Source organism: Pseudomonas sp. TH10, assembly GCF_016651255.1.
Classification (GTDB): Bacteria; Pseudomonadota; Gammaproteobacteria; order Pseudomonadales; family Pseudomonadaceae; genus Aquipseudomonas.
In genome coordinates, this window is sequence record NZ_JAEKEG010000048.1 from 26,414 (window position 1) to 46,714 (window position 20,301).

Consider the following 20,301-nt stretch of genomic DNA (forward strand, 5'->3'; position numbering starts at 1 on the left):
GCCGGGCCAATGGCATTTCTACAGTGAGACTAACGCCTCACCGACCAGGGTCTTTTCGCCCGAGGCTCTGGACGCTGAAATCTCAAGGCGAGCGTATTGCGTTCCCCCTCCTCATACACCTCCACTACGGTGCCGGTACAGGTAACGACATCATGCACATGAGTGATCGCGGTAAAGCGGGAGCTGAACTTCTTGAGCTTCGATTGCGCTTGCCAGTTGGTCAACATCCGCCCCAGGTAAGCCATGGATAACATTCCATGGGCGAACACATCGTCGTAGCCACCTCGCCTGGCAAAATCCATATCCACATGGATAGGGTTATGATCCCCGGAAGCGCCACAATAAAGCGCCAAGGTGTGGCGGGTAATGGCCGGCAGTTCCAGGGGAGGTATTTCATCTGCGACTGCAATAACCGACATGGCGACTCTCTCCCATTAATTGCGATACACCAGACAGCATTGAGCCGTTGAAACACACTGTCGATCCTGATTGGTATAGCGGCTCTCAGTGACCACGAATTCCAGTGCACCGCCCTTCTTGTCGTAGATATCGACAATCTGCCGAGTGACCGTGATCTCGTCACCGGCATAGATCGGAGCAAAATACTCAAAGGACTGGCTGCCATGCAGAATACGCCTGACGTCCAGTTGCAACAGCGCCACTTCGGGCGAGAGGTCTTCTTGCCGGTCCATGTCCAGCACCATCGCAAACGTGGGCGGTGCCGGAATCGAGCGATGACCAGCCGCCCGGGCTGCAGTTTCATCCACATAAACAGGGTTGGTTTCACCAATGGCCTTGGCGAAAAACATCAATTGCCGCAGCCCTACTACCACCGTGAACGGTGCAAATACGGTACCTGTCTTGCTGCGGTCCAGCATGGCCCGTCCTCCCTTGTAACCGCTATTGATCCGACACGCCGGATTGCGGTGAAGACGCTGGCCAAGCAGTGGCCCTCGCCCTCATCGCAGAACCCGGCCGACGATCAAACCCCGAGTTCACGACGTAGAATCGCACCGTAGCGATCAGGCATCAGGCGCGACAACCAAAACAACGCGGTTGACCCCTTGCCCACCAGCAGGCGGGGTTTGCCCCGACGCAGACCATCGATAATGGCCAGGGCCGCGTCACGTGGCAGGGTCGTCATCTTGCGGGCATTCCCTTCCAGTACGGCCAGCTCCAGCGCCCCGCTTTTTTCCGCCTTTGGCACGTATTTGATGTTGGTATTAATGCCACCAGGATGCACAACCACCGCCCGCACACCGGTGCCCATCAGTTCCTGCCAAAGCGTTTCGGTCAGCTCGCGCACGGCGAATTTGGACATGTTGTATGACACTGAGCACGGAGAGGCTACCAAGCCGAACACGCTGGACATATTCACAATGCAGCCCTCACGCTGGCGGAGCATGATGGGCAGAAAAGCTTTGGTACCGTAGATAACGCCCCATAGGTTCACGGCCAGGACCTTCTCGATTTCCTCAATGCTCTGATTTTCGACGGTAGCGAATACGGAGGTGCCGGCGTTGTTAATGATGTAATGAGCCGTTCCGAAATCCCTGACGACGTCCTCGGCAAATTTCTCCACCGCAGCTCGGTTAGCCACATTCAGTGCATAGGCTCGGGCGCGGCTATTGGCAGGCAGCGACGCGATGACAGCCTCGACCGCAGCCTCATCGATATCAGACAGGGCCAATTGAGCCCCGAGCAAAGCAAACTCTTCAGCCAAAGCGCGTCCGATACCTGAACCCGCTCCGGTAATAGCAATCACTTTATCTTTGAACATTACGTAACGACTCTCCGTCTGTTGAATACCACAGTACAACCGTCTGCCTTTGCCACGACTCAAAGCCCTAGCTTGCGTCGCACGAGGACGCCATAACTGTCTGGAAACAGGCGGGAAATCCAGTGCAGGATATTCGCGCCGTTACCCACCAAAAGCCTGGGTTTACCGCGCTTCAAACCGTCGACAATCTGCCTGGCACACGACTGAGGTGTGGTGGTCATTTGGCCCAGGTTGGCTTTTTCTACTTTTTGTTCCATCTCGCCTGCATAGACGTTATTTCGCTCTTTACTGATATTGGTATTGATCCCGCCGGGGTGCACCAATACGGCACGCACACCCGAGCCCGGCAACTCTTGCCATAACGTCTCGGTCAATCCGCGCACCGCAAACTTGCTGACGGTATAAGCCGCAGCGCAAGGCGTTGCCAACAAGCCAAAAACGCTGGAGACATTCACGATGCAACCCTCGCGCTGCTTGAGCAAGATCGGGAGAAACGCCTTGGTTCCGTAAATGACGCCCCACAGGTTGATGTCGATGACCTTTTCGAACACCTCCATCGTCGTGTGTTCGACGGTGGCGAGCACCGAGGTTCCGGCATTGTTGATAACGAAATGCGCGTATCCGAAATCCCGCACGACCTCGTCGGCGAACTGAAATACGGCCTCCCGAGACCTCACATCCAGCACGTACGATCTGGCCTGTGAGCCCTGGAAGCAGACTCAACGACTCAGCCAGCGCGTGTGCATTGATATCTGCAAGCGCAAGCAGTGCGCCTTCGCCTGCCATTTCGACCGCCAGCGCTCGCCCGATCCCGGACCCGGCCCCTGTGATCACTACGACCTTTTCTCGGAACAAAGCCCTCCCTTTTTCTTGTTTTATGGCCGCTGCCAAGAGATTGGGATGCCAGCCGAAAACAGACATACCACAGCGTGCAACGCAACGGTAATGAGACAATCTTGCGTGCGCCCCCCAGAAAAGAGTGGGATCCCCCCTCGAAAACCCTCAATAATGGAATCCGAAAGTGTTAACGGAGGATTGGCTTCTCTGTTGTTGGCACGTGCTATAGGATGCAGCCCAAGCGCTACTGATCAGAGGTCGCAGACGGCTAAACACGCATTCAGGCGTATTGGTCTGAAAGACCTCAGGCAATCAAAAATAAAAATAGCCCGCCTTCTCCGTTATCGCGTTATCGCGCTGGCCTGAGCCCAGACAAAGGGCATCGCCAGGACCGGGAATGGCACCCGAATTGGAGAGACCGGTGACCCATCTGTCGAGCAGCGAACCCGCACTCCTTCTGAAATCGACGCCGCCTCGAGCCCTTAAAAGCTTTATGGATCGCGAACGCCTCAAATTGAGCCGTCTCGAAATGGGCAGCGGTAACGCCACACTCCTTCTGGCGCCCACCGGCTTCGGCAAAACATCTCAGTTGGTCCAGTGGCGGCGTGACGCGCTGGCGCAGGGCGGGCTGGCGTTCTGGCACAGTCTCGACAATCGAGACACGCCAAGACGCCTGATCGCAGGGCTTGCTCATTCGGCCCAGGCCACGTCGGGCAAGCGCGGCTTCGCGGGGCCGTTCATGCAATGGATAAGTGAATGTTCCGATGTTCAAGAAGCAGCGACAGCCTGGCTGGCAGAAATCGCAACGCTGTCAGTCAACGTTTTGCTTCTGCTCGATGATGTCGAGTTCCTGCCGGGAGACTCCCTGAGCCAGGTACTCGGTTACTTGCTGGGCAACGCACCCGCGAACCTGCACATTGCGTTGGCCGCACGCCCTACCAATGCTCTGATGTCGAGCGGCGTATTGAACACCTTTCCGATTACGCGCGTGACCGCTTCAGATTTGCGGCTGCGCCCGGAAGAAACACTGCAAGTGCTTTCATCAGCATTGGGCAGCAGCTGTAATCCGGAAGAAGGCATCAGCCTGCACGAGTTGACCGACGGCTGGCCACTGGGCGTGCAGCTAGCCGCCGCAACTGCCCATCGGATGGGCAGTCTGCAGGGGTTGTTAGCGGAGGGGGTCGGCGGATGTCCGACGCTACTTCATTGATAACCTGATTGACCGACAATCGGAAGTGGCGACCTACCTGTTGGTGCGTCTAGCCAATATCGACCTCATCCATCCGGATTTATGTTTGGCGGTTTTCGAGGATGACGAGCTGGTTCGCCACCTGATGATTCTCCAGGACGAAACCCCCTTTTATCCCAGGCTGAGGGCAGCGAATGGATGCGTCTTCATCCCGTGGCACGCGAGGTTTTACGCGAGCGTTTCCTGCAGCTTCCAGAAGATGAACGACAGGGAATCGCAAGAAAGGCATCCGATTGGTACGTCGCTCATCAGTTTTGCAAAGAGGCGGCTGAGCAATCGTTTCTCGCAGGCGATATCGACAAGGCCCTGTCCCTGGTCGAAAGCACTTCTCACCAGATGATGGCCGGGGGTCGCAGCGATGAAATACTCGCCTGGTACAACCGCTTGTCGGCGGAAGAACTGCAGAAATACCCAGGCTTCTGGGCACCTGTGGCATGGGGTTTCGCTATGAGCGAACAACATTCCCTCGCCCACCCGCTCATCAAATTGATGCTCGACAAACCTGACCTGTCTGCGGCGGAACACTTCGAGGCGGACTTGATCAGCGCCACGATTGCCGGATACACCGACAATGTCGACTTGATGGTTGAAATACTCGCCAGATGGCCGGCGCCCCCGCCTGAAGCGCGAATTGACGAGGCGCCCATCTACTGGGTAGTCAAGGGGTTCACCGCGCTATATGGAGGGAAGCCAGACCAGTCCCGACTGGACTTTTTACGCATTGCCGATTTTGACAAGGCCCAAGCGTATTCTCCGATGGCCTATGGCTTTGCCGATTACGGCGTCGGCTTGAGCTATCTGTGGGAAGGCCGGTATGCGCTGGCAGAGCAGCATTTAAGGCCTGCACTGGCTCGCGCCGAAGAGCATATGGACCGACGCAACCCCGTTGTTTGCATGTTGGCTGCGTTGCTGGCTGAAGCGCAGTGGGAAAGCGATCAGGATGAAGGATGCACCGCATTGCTGGCGGGGCGCTTGATCGTACTGGAGCGACATGGCCTTCCAGATGCTCTGATGGCCGCCTACAAAGTGTTGGCGCGCGTAGCAGACCACAAAGGGCGGCAGGACCAGGCACTGAATCTGCTGGAATCACTGCAAGCCATCGGGCAGGAAAACTCAATTTTGCGCGTTCAAGCCATGGCTCACTTCGAGCGCATCCGTTTGCACGCCGGGCATAGGCGAGGCAATACGGCAATGGCCATCAGTGCGCAACTGGACGAATTGCTGCGTGCGAATCCAGTGCACTCCACCGGACTGTTTGATACCTCTTTGGAGTTGTATTCTGATTTGGCCCGCGCCCACGCCTGTCTCGCCGATGACGACCTGGTGATTGCCATAAGGGCCGCAGATTCAGCGAAGCGCTTGGCGGAAAAGCTCAAACGTCACGGTGATTCCATCGAAGCACGCCTGGTGTGTGCCGAAGTGTTGCGCCGGCAAGGCTCCCATGATGCAAGCGGTGTATATGCCGAGGCCATAAGCCTCGCAACCGCAGGTGGAATGGGCCGGCTCTTACGTGAGCGCGTAAACGGTATCCACCCGACACCCACCCATTCGAAACCGGCAGCTGAAGACAAACCCAAGGAAAGTGTTGCCGCTGCGCCAAAGGACTCGCTCCTGCTAGGCGCAGGTCTGTTGACCCTGAAGGAACGAGAAATCCTGACCCTGCTCACCCGTAGTCTGAGTAATCGAGAAATCGCTCGCGCGATGGACATCAGTGAACAGACGGTCAAATGGCACATAAAAAATCTGTTCAACAAGCTGGATGCCGGCAGTCGCAAGCATGTAGTGGCAAGGGCAAGTATGCTCGGGCTGACTGAACGAGTTTGAACTACTGACCCAAACACTCGTGAGTATCGGGTATTTCGAAAACAACCAGGACTTTAACTTACAGTCCTGGTGGCTGGGTGGCGTGTCATTCCCGTTTCGAAGGCACGCAAGCACGGGTCTACAGTACTCCCGGAATCTTGATCGCCAGCGCTGCTGCTTCGGTTACGCAGTCACCATCAGGCTGGCGGCCTTTGAGTCGCAGCGCGTCGATTTCAACACGTGCGACCTCCATATCGGCTTTAAAAGTTGTGCTGGAATGCAGATGCGCCACCGTTCCAGCCGCCACCGTACGACCTTCCAGAATATCGCTCTGCCAATGCGCGTTGCACACCAGACGACTTCACCATAAGCGCGTCCCCGCGCGAGTAACGCATTGGTGCGGTCAGGAGCCAGCTCACTTAACACCAGCGCCCAGGCCCAGCCAACCGAAGTATGGCCCGATGGATACGACCCATCCTTGCGCAACCCTCCCTCGTCTGAAGGCGTGCAGGTCGCTTCCTTGAAGTAAACAAACGGCCGAACCTGGCTGTAGTAGTTTTTAGCGCCATAGGTTGCAAGTCCTGCGTCAGTCATCGTCCTTCGCAACAGCACATACAAGCGTGGCGTGTCCTTTTGGTTAATGGATATCCCCAGCGCACAGGAGAACGTAGAGGCCGCCGCTGGAAAGCTCAGGTCGGCATCTTTGACAGCCTGCGTATAACGTGGCGTATCGCGCAACTGCTGCGACGCGCGACTGACGGCCTGGTCATTGTTGAACGCGGACGAGTCCATCGCAGGCGGGGGCGGTAATAATAAATGACTGTCAGGCAGATCCTTGCCAAGGTAGCCGGCCAGGAGTCCGGGGCGAATCTCGGGTACGTTTTCCGACCCTGTCACCCGCGTGCTGCTGTCTGGCGCGGCCAAGGCAAAACCGGCGATTGCCAGGCCTGTCAGGATTGAGAGCAGGTTTTTCTTATAGGTAGTCATAACCACTTATATCGAGTCAGTGTCGATGGTTGTGAGGACGGTAATAGCCCCTTCGACCGTTCGATGTTCAGGGGCATCACCACGCCGCCCCATGACAAGGGGCGAGGCGGTTATCACTTCGTTATGTCACACGCAACCGGTGTGGGCTTCTTTAATGCCGGGCCTGTTGCGCTCTTTCCACCTCGATAGACCACGCGAGTTGGCAGTAGAAAATGAGACAACGCGGGAATCAGGATCAGCGCTCCGAGCATGTTCCAGACGAACATGAAGGCCAGCAATATCCCCATATCGGCCTGGAACTTGATTGGAGAAAATGCCCAGGTAATGACGCCCGCTGCGAGCGTGATGCCCACCAGGGCGACAACCTTTCCGGTAAATTGCACCGCCCGCTTATAAGCTTCAGCTAGCGGCAAGCCCAGACGTTGCTGCGCCAACTGTACCGAGAGCAGATAGAGCGCGTAATCGATGCCGATACCAACACCGAGCGCAATCACCGGCAATGTCGCCACCTTGACACCGATGCCCAACATCACCATCAGGGCTTCACAGAGGATGGAGGTGACAATCAATGGAACAACGGCAACGACCACCGCGCGCCAGTTTCGGAAGGTCACGAAGCACAACAGGATTACGGCTAAATAAACATAAGCCAACATGGTGTGGTTAGCTTCTTTGACAACGATATTGGTCGTTGCCTCAACGCCCGCATTACCGGCAGCAAGCAGGAACTTCAAATCCTTGTTGCCATGTTGCTCGGCAAAGGCTGCGGCGGTCTTGACGACCCTATCAAGGGTTTCAGCTTTATGATCGCTGAGGTAGGCGATAACCGGCATTACCGAGCATTCAGTGTTGAATAATTCAGGGTTATTAACGGTCGCTTGTTGAGCGCCGTAGTTGAGCACATCCTGATTCTGGCTGATGGTCAGCCACTTCATGCTGCCCTCATAGGAACCGGTAGTAATCTGACGCACCGCGTTAACCAGCGATACCGTCGTCTGTACGCCGGGTAACTGCTGCAGTTCCCAGGCCAGACGATCGGCCTCGACCAGCGTTTGATACTTGAGGCACCCTTCCAGCGGCGTCTTGACGATGACTGCAAAGAGGTCACTGGACAACGAGTAGTTCTTCGTTACATAGGCGTTATCGAGGTTATAACGAGAGTTGGCGCGCAGCTCGGGAGCGCCGGAATCAAGATCACCGATCTTCAGATTCAGGCTAACCACAAACCCAATGGCGGTCAGTAATGCCGCCACAACCAGAGCACCCGTTGCCCAGCGTCGCTCGGTAAAGCGATCAAGAAAGGACCAGACGGCGCCTGCCGAGGCCCCCTTGGACTCCAGCTGTTCTGCTTTCAGGCTACGGGCAGCCGCTTTAGGGCTGACGCCAAGGTAGGACAGTAAAACCGGCAATAACAGAAGGTTGGTAAAGATCAGTACGGCCACGCCAACACTTGCGGTCAGCGCGAGGTCTTTGATAACCGGGATATCTACCGTCATCAGCACCGCAAAACCCACCGCGTCCGCCAGTAACGCAGTCAACCCTGCAAGAAACAACCGGCGAAATGTGTAGCGCGCCGCCACCAGTTTGTGGGTGCCACGCGCGATATCCTGCATGATCCCGTTCATTTTTTGCGCGCCATGGCTTACGCCAATTGCAAAAATCAGAAAAGGGACGAGCACTGAATAGGGGTCAAGTTCAAAACCCAACAGCCGGACGAGCCCCAATTGCCAGACAATAGCGGCAAGTGAGCAGAACAGGACCAGCAGCGTACTGCGAACGCATCGGGTGTAGGCGTAAATGAGTCCGGCGGCAATCAGCGCAGCCACCAGAAAAAGCTCATGACTTTGACCAGTCCATCGATCAAATCACCGACGAGCTTGGCAAAACCAATGATATGAATTTTAACTGCCGCTGCGTTGTTAGCGCCTGCCTGGCCGTCACCGGTTTCAGCATGCTGATACTTGGCACGGATGTCCTCTAGCGCCTTGGACAGCGTCGTATAATCGAGCTTCTCACCGGTTTGAGGGTTCTTATCGAGAAGCGGCACAAAGATCATGCTGGACTTGTAGTCATTGGAGACCAACTGCCCAACAATCCCTGAACGGGCGATATTATGCTTCAGGACATCGACAGACTGGGGCGAGCCGTTGTAGGTGTCCGGCATCACGGGGCCACCGGTGAAGCCTTCTTCAGAGACCTCTGTCCAACGCACAGAGGCCGTCCACAGCGACTTCATCCAGGCACGATCGACCCCAGGCGTTAGAAAAATATCGTCATTGATCTGTTTTAATACTTCCAGGTATTCAGGAGCGAAAAGATCGCCATTGACGCTCTCAACCACGACTCGAACCGAGTTGCCTAACCCACGTAACTCTCTTTGGTTATCGAAGTAGTTCTGAATATAAGGATGCCCTTGCGGCAGCATTTTTTCGTAGCCGGCGTTTACGACCAACTTTGTCGCCTGCAGCGCCAACAAAACGGTGATCACGATACAACTGATCACCAGAAATGCTCGATGATTGAATACGAGGCGCTCCAATGCGCTTCCGGAGTGACGATCGAAATCTTTGAGATCGCGTATTACCGGCATCGTTTCAAAGTCATTAGAGGCGGTGGCCATTTCTTCTCTCCTTATTCTTATAGCCGAGGTAATCAGCGGGCATTGGAGGCTAAATCACACGTCCGGAATTCAAATGCCGGGTACACCGGAGCGTATACAGACGCCGTTGTTCGACAGGCATCAAGGGACGTTACGGAACTTGTTCGATCTGCACGCCGCGAGCGCTTGAAATAGCAATTTTATTTTTTCCAGCGGATGTGACCGCTGTGAACGGCAATGGCCGAATGCCAGGTATTAGCGTGAAGGAGGCTCCATCGTCGATGCTGATCAGCGCCTGACCCGCTTGACTGACCGCAACCAAACGTCCGTCATCCAATACAGACGCACCGAACAAGCCTGACTCAATACCGCTCTCGACTTTATTCCAGGACTTGCCCTCATCTGCAGTGCGATAGACATTGCCACGCATGCCAAAGGCAGTAACCCCAGTGGTCGTCGCCGCGAGGGCGAAGAAACTGCCGCGATAAGGAGTAGGTTCTGCCACGAAGCGCTCACGCGCGGGATCCAACCGCAAGAACAACCCTTGCTCTCCCACTATGTAGGCGCGATCCCCCATCCCGCGGATGGCATTAAAGTGGTACAGGTTCGGGTTTTCGGTACGGTCAAACCACGAAACCCAATGTTTACCCGCGTCAGTGGTTTTAAAAACCAGGTTATAAGCACCCACTACAAACCCGTTGTTCTCATCGGCAAACCAGACATCCAGAAACGGCTTGTCGGGACCCGCTTCCTGGTTACGAATGGCTTCGGTCAGGAGTGCCTGCGTTCGGCTCGATTGATCACCTGCTTCGATCTGTTGCTGTAAAGCGTTGACCACCAGGTCATTGGCCTGCCGACCATCCAGCTGCTTGACCCAGGAGGCACCGCCGTCTTGGCTGTGCACTATCACACCATCCTGGCCTACCGCCCAGCCTGCCTTGGCATTTACGAAGTACACCGCCGTCAGATCCGAACTCACCGGCACAGATGCCTGTTTCCAGGTTCCTCCTTGATCGTCAGAGTAGATAATGTGTCCACGCTGTCCGACTGCCACTAATCGACCGTCGACGTCGACCACTCCCTGCATCAAGGAGAGACTGGCCAGGACGCTTTGCCGTGCAGGCAAGTCCAGAGGCGCAATAAAGTCCGCACCCAAAACAAAGGGCGCTGCCACAGAGATCGTCAACGCGAGAACGGCGTTACGAATTAAATAAAAAACGCTCATCAGATGCACCTACTTTACTGGCACCGAGTTGTCTATTCGACAACCCGGTGCGGACCACAAGGCTAACTCAACGAATGCCCTGGCCTGCCAAGGCATCCGGCGACCAGTCATACTCGGTCAACGGCTCAATAAATTTAACGCCGTAATAGGACCCAAGATTGACGCCAGTCATCGCATAAGACCCCGATATCAAATCGTAGGTAGCGTTGGCATCAGCAGATGGCGCGGGCATCTCGTAGGCGGCGGTAATAAAGGAGAAACCTCCGCGATACAACTTCCCTCGTGCATCGTATTGATCCGACGCCAAGGCCACCCAGCTATCCTCGTCGACGTAGAAGACGCGCTTGGCATAGATGTGGCGCTTGCCTGGTTTAAGCGTTGCTTCAACGACCCAAACCCGATGGAGTTCCCAGCGCACAACGTCAGGATTGAGGTGATTCGGTTTAGTGACGTCCTCACCCTTCGTTTCATAGAGCATGCGATAGTCATTGTACGGAACGATCATTTCCTTCTTGCCTACCAGCTTGAAGTCATAACGATCCAGTGCCCCGTTGAATATCCAGGAGTCGTCGTAGGTCGACATCCCAGCATTACCCGGGTTAGGGGTGTCGTAGGAAATATCAGGCGCCAGCTTGACCCTGCGTTGTCCAGGCAGGTACTGCCAGGCTCTACGGGGTTTTACCGATGGATTGACGGAGTCGACGGTCAGTACGCCTTCACCGGCACGGCGTGCAGGGCCCAAATATTGGATTTTGAGTCTGAAGTAGGTGTCGGTTGCGGCAATTTCACCGGTTTTTTCGGGTCGTATATCGGGTACTCCTGGGTGATCTCCCCGGTGGTCGACAGCGTTGCTTTACCCGCCGAATCGACCACTACACTGTCGAATTTACTGATGTAAGCCTGCCCTACGTAACGCAGCAGGTGGTTCCACATCACCTCATTACCGGTTTTGGGAATGGGGAATGGATAACCCGCATGAGCACCTTTCAACCCTACACCTTCGTCAGTCGTACTGGCGCCTGTGGCGTTCTTGAAAGTGTTGTCAGTGACGAATTTAGGCAATGCGACTGAACGATGGGTGGGGTAAAGATCCACTCGATAGGAGTCTGGATATCTTTCCAGCAACTGCTGGGTTGCAACTGTCAACTTATCCTTGTATTGAGCCATGTTCTTGGAAGTAATCGAAATCAGTGGCTTTTCATTTGAATAAGGGTCTGGGCGAATGCCGCTTCCAGACTTGTAAGCGGCTGGCGGCGTCGTGAGCCCACCGGTATAAGCCGGAATTGACTGGTCAGCATTCCCGGCTTTTTCGGCCCCGACCAGCGTTAGCGTCGTACCCAGTTGTTTGGCTTCTTCTGCAGTGACTGCAGCGTGAGCCGCCATACTGAAAGCAGCACTGAGGGCGACAGCCAGTATGCATTTAGAGAACGTCATATTCAGCTCCTCTGATTACGTCAGAATGTGGTCTTTAATGTAAGGGACACAAAGCCACGGTCTTGAAGCAGGGAGTTATTCCCGCTAGCAGACGCGATTTGCCCTTCGGTATCGGTTCTGTACTTGCCGAAGTAGTCGACATAGCTCAAGTCAACTTTGTACTGTTGATATATATCGGCGCTGACACCGACCGAATAGGTGCCGGCATGCTCGTTACCGCCCGCTGAAACCGCGGAAGTACCCGACAGCCCAGTTGAGTAGGCCAACGGCATGGAAAGGTCTATGCCCGGGAACACTTGGAACCAGGTAGGTTTAAACGTAGCCGCCAGCCCAAAGAAGTCCTTGGTGACCTTGTCGATACCGTCGTAATCACTGCGACCTTTAAACAGAGCCTCGCCCGAAGTCACTTTCTGCCAACGGTTCCATTGCAACTCGCCTATCCAGTCCGCTTTATCAAAAAACGGATTAGGGGCAATGGAACCTACCAGGTTGAATACCCCGTGCCAGGTATCGCCGACAGCCCCGGCTGCGTCGCCGCTATTGGGCAGCGAAGAAATCGCCCCCGGAGTTACGGCGGCAATCGCTTGTGGAAGAATCAATACGGCATCACTGGACAGCGGCATGTTCACCCGATAGCTCAGGTCAGCGCCCACACTGATGCCTTCAATATTTTTAGAGACGCTAATACCGTAGATGTCGATATCACCGGGGTACACCAGGCGATACTGGCCAATGCTCCCGTTTTGCAATTGCGTGAGACTGGCGGCAGAAGGATTGATGTAGCAAGTGGCAGGCCCCAGCGCCTGATAACCAAGCCCTGCGCAGCCAGCAGCGGGCACAGCCGCTACCGCCGGAGTGATGGCTAACTGAGGTTGGATGTCAGCCGTTTTACGGTAGTAGAAACCCATCGTGGCATCCAGCCACTCAGGGCTCCAGCGACCCGCAACACCCCAATCACCGGTCTTGTTCGGTGTCACATCATGCGCGCGCAGAAAACGGCTGCCGCCACCGGCAGAAAGTGATTCGCCACCATCAAGAATCATGTCTTGAGAACCCAGAAATGACCCTGTCTCCGGCAGTCGAAAGGGAGCCCAATCGAGAAAGTATTGAGCCGCGAGCGAAAACTCGGGAGTCATCAACATCTGTGCGGAAATCGCATTTCGCGGTATCAGTAATTCTTTCGCCTCGGTTCCTGGCACTGATAAGGACTTGCGCAAATCAACCGGAGACTGGCCGTAACTGATGCCATGAATGGGCGACAGCAACGACTCACCCCAATACAAGGTATGACGACCGGCCTTGACGTTGACAGGCATGTCCCCGGCATTGAATCCACCAAATACGAAAGCATCCAGAATCTCGCCGGACACACCCTTATGGAAGCGCTCGGTCGTGTTGCCAAGACCTAAAGCCGGCACTCCATTTTCCAAGTGGTTGGACGACGCAACATTATTGTTATCAAGGTTGTTATAAGCATCGTCGTACCAGGTAGCCGCACTGACCCGAAAGCCCATATTGCCCTTGTAGACGACATCAAACTCTGAAAGCACGTCGACACGACTGGAGACGGTGCCTTTATCAAAGTTACGATCACCGTCGTCGTAATTCGGACTTGCCAGGAGGTGCTTGTCCTGACTGTTAACCCTGTTGGCGTAGTTATACTTGACAGTGTTATCCCAACGTACTTTGAAGTCGGTGTTTCCCGTATCAACTTCGATGGCGTGCGCCACACCGATATTTGAGGCGAACAATAGTGCAAAAGCCGCTGCATGCGACTCTCTGATGTGGTGAGTCATTGTATTCGCTCCTCCAGTCGGTCACAGCCGACTTTTTTTGTTTTTGTTAACGTAGAAAGAGTTACTTGAGCAACTTACAAACAGATGTTTATAAGCCTCGGGAATCTTTTAACGTGTCAGCACGTTGATCGTCACTACCGCTTCCTCGAAGCCAATCGAACCACCGCCGTTTTCCTGCACAGCCACCTTTGCATTGGCCACCTGCCTTGCGCCGGCTTCGCCCCGCAGTTGAGTGACGAGCTCATGAATCTGTCCTAGCCCTGTAGCACCAATCGGATGCCCTTTACATTCCAGCCCGCCTGAGGTGTTAACTGGAATGCGCCCACCTATGGACAGCTCACCCGCCTCTGCCGCGGCACCGCCGCCGCCCATGGGGGTAAGTCCCAGGTACTCCACAGCCATGATCTCGCCCATCGCACTTGCGTCATGCACCTCAGCAACCGACACATCTTCAGGACCCAAACCTGCCTGCTCGTAGGCAGCGTTTGCGGCACGGCGACACACTGCTTTATCGAACTCGTCGGCAGCACGAGGAGTGGCCGTCGCAATTGCAGTAGCTGCCACCCGAATTGCTCGGCGGCGATCTAATCCCAGTTTCTTCAGGCCTGCTTCAGTGCATACGATGACCGCAGCCGCACCATCTGAAAGTGGCGAGCACATCGGCATGGTTAACGGATAGGTAATAGGCGCAGCGGCCAGAACCTCTTCAATCGTGAACGGCACACGATATTGCGCCAGAGGGTTGTGCATTGAGTGCATATGATTCTTGGATGCCACTGCCGCTATTTGACGCTGCGTGGTACCAAAACTCTTCATCCAATGACGGCACATCGCGGCGTAGATCGCCATGAAGCGACTGTAAGGACGTGAAGACTCGCTCCCTGGCGGAACCTCAACCCCAGCACCAAGAGCGATTAACCGATCGGCATTCTCATCGGCAGTCAATACATCCCACCCGCCCTCAAAGACCGCGAGGGCGCGCGTTTTATCTTCGACGTTCATCTTCTCGGCACCCAGTGCCAGGGCGACATCACAAGACCCGGCACGCAGCGCCTGTACCGCCAACTGGAAAGCACTTGTACCTGATGCGCAGGCATTTTCAACGTTGTAAACGGGCAAACCCGTCAAGCCAATTTTAGAAAAAACGACTTGACCCGGTATGGCAATCTGGCCTTGAAGCGGGCTCTGAGTCACGCCTGCGTAGTAAGCCTGATTAATGTCTTTGATCGCGGCGCCAGCATCGCTCAACGCTGCATCCAGCGCCTCTTGGGCCAGTGATTGCAAAGAGCGCTCGATGTGACGACCAAACTGAGTCATGCCAACGCCAGCGATATACACAGGAGTGTTCATAGGTTTCCAATTCCATGCCATTGCGTAAAGACATCCACCGCAAGATTTTTCTTATTGGTCTGCAGTACGGCACGCCAATTACAACGTGCTGAATAAAGGTACTGCGTTGGGTCTGTACGTGCCCCACCACTGAAGAGTGGGTGGGCATTTGTACGTTGTATTCCCCCTCTTTTTTCGACGTTTCAATCCGAAAACCGACAAGATTCGAGGACAGGGTTCCAGGATCTGTCTCTTAATCTGTCTGAGCGGGGGCGAAAGCTTCGCGCAATACCTTCGCACCGAAGTCCAGCGCTTCGGCCGCACCCTCCAGGAGTCCAAGCATGCTGGCGAAACCGTGAATCTGATCACCCCACTCACGCAGAACAACCGGGATACCCGCCGCTTCCAACGCCTTTGCATAGGCGCGCCCATCATCACGCAACGGATCAAAACCGGCAGTGACGATCGTCGCCGGGGCTACCCCGCGAAGATCGGGCTGTCGCAAGGGTGAGGCAGTGGGATCCGACGCACAGCTTTCATCGGGAAGGTATTGGTGCATGAACCATTGCGAGAGATCTTTCGTTAGCAGGTAACCCTCACCATTAGCCGTGTATGACTCACTGTCCATACGACAATCTGTCAGCGGGTAGAACAGCAACTGATGGCAGATCGGCAATGCCTGACTGCGAGCCTGCTGGGCGATTACTGCAGCCAGATTTCCCCCCGCGCTATCACCGCAAACAGCGACTCGACCTGGATCGATACCCAACTCTTTTACGTTTGCCAACAACCACTCCAATGACGCCAATGCGTCAGTGAGTGGCGGCCGGAAACTTCGCCTCAGGCGCCAGTCGATAGTCCACGGATACCACCAGAGTTTGGGCGCGTTGAGCGAGAGTCCGGCAAACATTGTCGTGGCCCTCGACGGCACCGCAGACAAAGCCTCCGCCGTGAAAGTAAAGGGTTGCAGGTAGCACATCAAAATCGCCAATGGGCCGATAAAACCGAAGCCGAAGCGGCCCACCAGGACCGCCGATACTGATGTTTTCAATCGAGGCTACTTCATCACCAGGAGCGAACGCGGACACCGATGCGTCGACGCGTGCCCGCATTTCGGATGCAGTAAGCGTACTGGTATCGAGGGAAGCGAACGACGCGTCCATAAAGTCCAGCAGTGACTGGCATTGAGGATTAAGTTTCATTCCAAACAACTCCTGTAGTTATTGGGCACAAGAACGCTTTTTGCGGCACCACGAGGACCAGTAATAATGGCCAGCCCGTATGTGGGTTCTATAACTTGATCGCCTTGGGCGCCTGCCAGACTTTCATGGCTTCAATATCCGGGCCATAGACTCGCAACATCACATCCACTTGCCCCGCCCCTCCGCCCGAAGGCAGCCAGTTTTGCGCGGGAACTCCTTCGGGTTGTGCGGGTGCGATATGAATTTCGACCCCGCCTTGCTCATCCAGCTTCACACCGCCGTTTTCTCCGACACTGTATTTGCGGCCCTCATTGGGTATGAACAATCCGCTCTCGGAGTCATAAAGCGTTGCTGACCAGAATGCGCTAGTGGGCGGTAACTGCTTTTGGGTCATACCGATTACATAGTGTTCACTGGCGAGCATCGGCTGACCATCAATTGTGCCAATGCTCGGATATTGCGCCTCCTGAGTCGGTAGGCCCACAGGTCCCACGGCAGACTGAATCACCATGTTTCTGAGTGTCATCTCACCCTTGGGAAGAAAAACCGCATCCAACTCAGTTGAACCTTGAGACTTGATCTTTATATCAAGCGACTCTGAACGAATGTCCGCAGCTGTTTTTGCAAACTTCTCGCCGTCGATACGCGCGACACCCGAGTTGTCGAAGTCTTTACCGGGCTCTACACCCAAGGGCTTCAACGCCGCCAATGCGGCCTGATCCATTTCATTTTCGGGATCAAAACTTGTGTGATTAAAAACGAACTGCATCACTTGCAGAAAATTATTCTTGAACACCGCTTGATCGTTACTGAATTCTGGAAACGTCACTTCACTGACAGGTTTTTTGGACGCCCCTGATATTCCGACAAGGTGAGCAGCCGTTGACCTTTCATTGCCGCAAGGTTTCGCTTCATGCGCTCGGGCTCACTCGCATGCGGGGTAACTCTCAGGGTCGCCATTGCAAAGTCACCCGTCATTTTCATGACTTTATCAACTCCGCTGATGGGCTCCCCGTTATAACCGTCGGTGTGAGACGAGTAGAACAAGATTGTCGTAGGCTTCTGAAAGTCGCCCTTGGTTGTAGACAGCGGAATATCGACATAGTGATCGTATGCCGAAGTTTCCAAAGAGGCGTAGATAGAATCAACGGCAGGAAACTGAATAACGACAGCATCATCACGTAGATCAAGCATCGATATTGAGTACAACGTATCGTTATTCGGCCGTGGGATCGCTTTGACGGTGTGGTCCATCAACCCATCAGGCACATAAAACTTATTCCAGCCATGCGTGCTAAACGGGTTGCGCTCCTGCATTGCGAAATTGTTATTAGTGTTGTACATCGCGACATACTGATATGAGCGACGGACAACATTATCGATGCCTGCATCATTTAATTCCGTGGCCATACTGGTGGCTACGCCAAGTAAGCTAGACAGCATGACGATCGAAGCATTGAGTATTTTCATTTTTATTTTTTACCCTTACCAAACTATCAACCCTGCCTTACGGGCTAAAGCGTAAAGCGAGCGCAACTATTTATTCTTTTACGACACCCTGCAATTCGAGCTTCACTGCTTTTGGCGCATGCCATGTTTTCATGATGCCAACGTCGGGGGCGTAGATACGCATGATCAAGTCGAGTTGGGTATCGCCACCACCAGAAGGCAACCAGTTCTCCGCGACGACACCATCAGGCCTCGTCGGGGCAATATGAATATCTACCCCACCTTGAGCGTTCAACTTTACGCCTCCATTTTCCCCAACACTGTATTTATAAAATTCGTTGGGAATAAACAAGCCGTGCTTCGAATCGTAAACCGTTACTGACCAAAACGCTCGCGCTGGGGGTAACTGGTCTTTCGTCATACGAACTAAATAATGCCCACTCGCTAATATTGGCTGACCGTCAACTGTTCCTATTCCAGGGTACTGAGCCTGATCTGCCGGCATCCCGAGCGGCCCAACCGCAGACTGCAGAACCATCGGTTTCAGGGCCATATTTTTCTTGGGAACAAATAAACCGGCCAGATAAGGGTTGCCCTTAGGGTCGTTCCAAATACTCAATGATTCGGCAAGTACTTTCGCTGCAACCGTGGCAAGCCGCTCACCGTCTATATGTACGACTTTCGTTGTATCGAATGCCTTTCCCGGCTCGACGCCCAGAGGCTTGAATGCTGACAAAACTTTCTGGTCCATCTCGAAGTCTGGGTCAAAACTGGTGTGATTGAAAACAAACTGCATGACCTCCAGAAAATTGTTTTTGAAGACAGACTGGTCGTTACTGAACGCAGGAAACTCTACAGGAGTGACGGGCCGCGCCGCCGTACCCTGAAAATCTGAAAGTGTCATCAACTGTTGAGTTTTCATCTGCGCCAAAATTCGTTCCATACGCACCTTGTCGGTCGAGTGCGGTGCAATCCGCAAGAAGGCAACTGCGAAATCGCCATTCATCTTCAGGATCCTATCGACCCCTCTTACAGGCTCACCGTGGTAATTTTTGGTGCGATCTGAATAAAATAATAGTGTTGTCGCTTTTCTGAAGTCGCCCTTTGTTGTGGACAGCGGCATTTCGACGAAATGATCGTAGGCAGAAGTTTCCAAGGATACATACTTGGAATCAAATGCAGGAAATCGGATAACGATTGCATCATCACGCAGATCTAATGTCGAGGTGAGATACAGAGTGTCGTTATTCGGACGCGGAACGGCTGTGACTTCATGATTCTGTAGGCCAGCAGGTACAAAAACTTTATTCCAACCATGAGTCCCAAACGGGTTTCGGTCCTGCATGGCGACATTGTTAATGGAATTGTACATCGCGACATATTGATATGAACGGAGGACGATATTATTCAGTTCATCATCACTCATTTCTCCGGCAACGCTTTGGCAGGCATTTAGAAAACCCCATAACACAAGCAGGCTTAACCAGACTTTTTTCATACAAACACCTTTTTATTATATTTATGTCTTTTGAACATACCTGGAGCAATGTCCAGTCGCAGGTGAGCTCAACATTACGAAATTTCTACTCTCCCGAAGAAGGGATTGCCTCCACAGACATTACTAATTCGATGGCAACGTCCACGAGCACTTGAACATTCGAACCTGCTCAATCATCCGCTCCACTAACGTCCGTACAGCGGCGAGTGTGCCTCGCCTGCATGACCAAAATGCCGCTTGCTGTCGCCCACCATCACAATACAGTGGTGTATCTTTATGCTATGGGCAAAATACACCACCGTCAACACGAGGCAAGAGAATTTTTCTTTGATGCATTTTTTATGTTTTCCGACTACATCAATATATTGATTTAATTATGTTTTTTTCATTTTTCCCAAAAAAAGGCGCAGCCAACGAAAGGCTTTCGTAAAAAAAGAAATCGACAAATATCAAAATACACTACTGTATTTTTTGTACAGACTGTCGGCTTCCCGAATGCCCGACTCGCAAAAGTCGATAGACATCCGCGTCCCCTTAAAACTGCCCTCCTCACCCTTCGTACCGACCGCCAGCCCAACCCTATCAACCGAGCACACGCCCTTGTTGCGACATGCACGTACCGAGAGTGGCCCAAGCCTCAAATTGCGGGACTCATCGACCCACTTGACGTTGACGAGTCGTCGAAGAAGCCATAGCATCCAAAAAATAATAGTTACCACGATTAACTATTTGACCCGCTTGGCAAGAATTGGCCCAGCCCCTCCTGCAACGCGGGCTGGCCTCTCATGCCTATGGCCCTCCTAGGCGCCCCCTTATTCCTGCCCCTCCGCTGACGGATTCTCGAGGATCACCATGCAGCACTACCAAGCGCCACTACGCGACATGCGTTACGTCATTGAGGACTGGCTGCAGGCCCCTCAGGATTGGCAAAAAATGCCTGTAATGACTGGACTTGACCGCGAACTTGCCGCACAAGTTCTCGAGGAAGCCGCACGCTTTACCAGCGGTGTGCTAGCACCGATAAATGCCGCTGGGGATCAGCAGGGGTGCCGCTATGAGAATGGAAAGGTTCACACGCCCATCGGTTTTCATGAGGCTTACAAGGCATTTGCC

At 54.0% G+C, this 20,301-nt stretch carries 15 protein-coding genes and 3 pseudogenes; 3 read left to right on the plus strand and 15 right to left on the minus strand.

Annotated features, from left to right (window positions below; all coding sequences use genetic code 11):
* Positions 1–29 precede the first annotated feature (29 nt).
* The 4 genes and pseudogenes from JFT80_RS07505 to JFT80_RS07520 form a co-directional block, all read right to left on the minus strand.
* Positions 30–419, minus strand: a complete 390-nt coding sequence (locus JFT80_RS07505; RefSeq protein ID WP_307833057.1) for a MaoC/PaaZ C-terminal domain-containing protein — start codon at positions 417–419, stop codon at positions 30–32.
* Positions 420–434: 15 nt separating this feature from the next.
* Positions 435–878 carry a MaoC family dehydratase N-terminal domain-containing protein gene (locus tag JFT80_RS07510; RefSeq protein ID WP_201147441.1) on the minus strand — a complete coding sequence of 148 codons (444 nt, stop codon included), beginning with the start codon at positions 876–878 and terminating at the stop codon, positions 435–437.
* Between the two features lie 104 nt (positions 879–982).
* Positions 983–1,780 (minus strand): SDR family oxidoreductase, encoded by a 798-nt coding sequence (locus JFT80_RS07515; protein ID WP_201147442.1) that lies wholly within the window; start codon positions 1,778–1,780, stop codon positions 983–985.
* Between the two features lie 59 nt (positions 1,781–1,839).
* Positions 1,840–2,701: pseudogene (locus JFT80_RS07520) on the minus strand (SDR family NAD(P)-dependent oxidoreductase).
* Positions 2,702–3,038: 337 nt separating this feature from the next.
* On the opposite strand from JFT80_RS07520, the gene JFT80_RS07525 reads away from it, so the two are divergent.
* Positions 3,039–3,827, plus strand: coding sequence for a hypothetical protein (locus JFT80_RS07525; protein WP_201147443.1), 789 nt, complete (start codon positions 3,039–3,041; stop codon positions 3,825–3,827).
* A 177-nt stretch (positions 3,828–4,004) separates the two neighbouring features.
* Entirely contained in the window at positions 4,005–5,690 is a 1,686-nt protein-coding gene (locus JFT80_RS07530; RefSeq protein WP_201147444.1) for a LuxR C-terminal-related transcriptional regulator, read from the plus strand.
* A 162-nt stretch (positions 5,691–5,852) separates the two neighbouring features.
* On the opposite strand, the gene JFT80_RS07535 is transcribed toward JFT80_RS07530, so the two are convergent.
* The 11 genes and pseudogenes from JFT80_RS07535 to JFT80_RS07585 form a co-directional block, all read right to left on the minus strand.
* Entirely contained in the window at positions 5,853–6,656 is an 804-nt protein-coding gene (locus JFT80_RS07535) for a phosphatase PAP2 family protein (protein ID WP_201147445.1), read from the minus strand.
* Between the two features lie 113 nt (positions 6,657–6,769).
* Positions 6,770–9,276: pseudogene (locus JFT80_RS07540) on the minus strand (RND family transporter).
* Positions 9,277–9,406: 130 nt separating this feature from the next.
* Entirely contained in the window at positions 9,407–10,480 is a 1,074-nt protein-coding gene (locus tag JFT80_RS07545; protein WP_201147446.1) for a YCF48-related protein, read from the minus strand.
* Between the two features lie 67 nt (positions 10,481–10,547).
* Positions 10,548–11,914: pseudogene (locus tag JFT80_RS07550) on the minus strand (DUF1329 domain-containing protein).
* A gap of 20 nt (positions 11,915–11,934) precedes the next feature.
* Complete coding sequence (locus JFT80_RS07555; RefSeq protein ID WP_201147447.1) at positions 11,935–13,710, minus strand: DUF1302 domain-containing protein; 1,776 nt, start codon at positions 13,708–13,710, stop codon at positions 11,935–11,937.
* A gap of 108 nt (positions 13,711–13,818) precedes the next feature.
* Positions 13,819–15,060 carry a thiolase family protein gene (locus JFT80_RS07560; protein ID WP_201147448.1) on the minus strand — a complete coding sequence of 414 codons (1,242 nt, stop codon included), beginning with the start codon at positions 15,058–15,060 and terminating at the stop codon, positions 13,819–13,821.
* Positions 15,061–15,292: 232 nt separating this feature from the next.
* Positions 15,293–15,949 (minus strand): alpha/beta hydrolase, encoded by a 657-nt coding sequence (locus JFT80_RS07565; protein ID WP_307833059.1) that lies wholly within the window; start codon positions 15,947–15,949, stop codon positions 15,293–15,295.
* Entirely contained in the window at positions 15,852–16,241 is a 390-nt protein-coding gene (locus tag JFT80_RS07570) for an alpha/beta hydrolase fold domain-containing protein (RefSeq protein ID WP_201147450.1), read from the minus strand. Before JFT80_RS07570 ends, JFT80_RS07565 begins: the two co-directional genes overlap by 98 nt.
* Positions 16,242–16,329: 88 nt before the next feature.
* Complete coding sequence (locus JFT80_RS25095; RefSeq protein WP_201147451.1) at positions 16,330–17,037, minus strand: DUF1214 domain-containing protein; 708 nt, start codon at positions 17,035–17,037, stop codon at positions 16,330–16,332.
* Between the two features lie 29 nt (positions 17,038–17,066).
* Positions 17,067–17,711 carry a DUF1254 domain-containing protein gene (locus JFT80_RS07580; protein WP_201147452.1) on the minus strand — a complete coding sequence of 215 codons (645 nt, stop codon included), beginning with the start codon at positions 17,709–17,711 and terminating at the stop codon, positions 17,067–17,069.
* 70 nt (positions 17,712–17,781) lie between these two features.
* Entirely contained in the window at positions 17,782–19,188 is a 1,407-nt protein-coding gene (locus JFT80_RS07585; RefSeq protein WP_201147453.1) for a DUF1214 domain-containing protein, read from the minus strand.
* A gap of 852 nt (positions 19,189–20,040) precedes the next feature.
* Here JFT80_RS07585 and JFT80_RS07590 point away from each other — a divergent pair.
* Positions 20,041–20,301 (plus strand): acyl-CoA dehydrogenase N-terminal domain-containing protein (locus JFT80_RS07590; protein WP_201147454.1); only part of this gene is annotated, 261 nt, incomplete at its 3' end.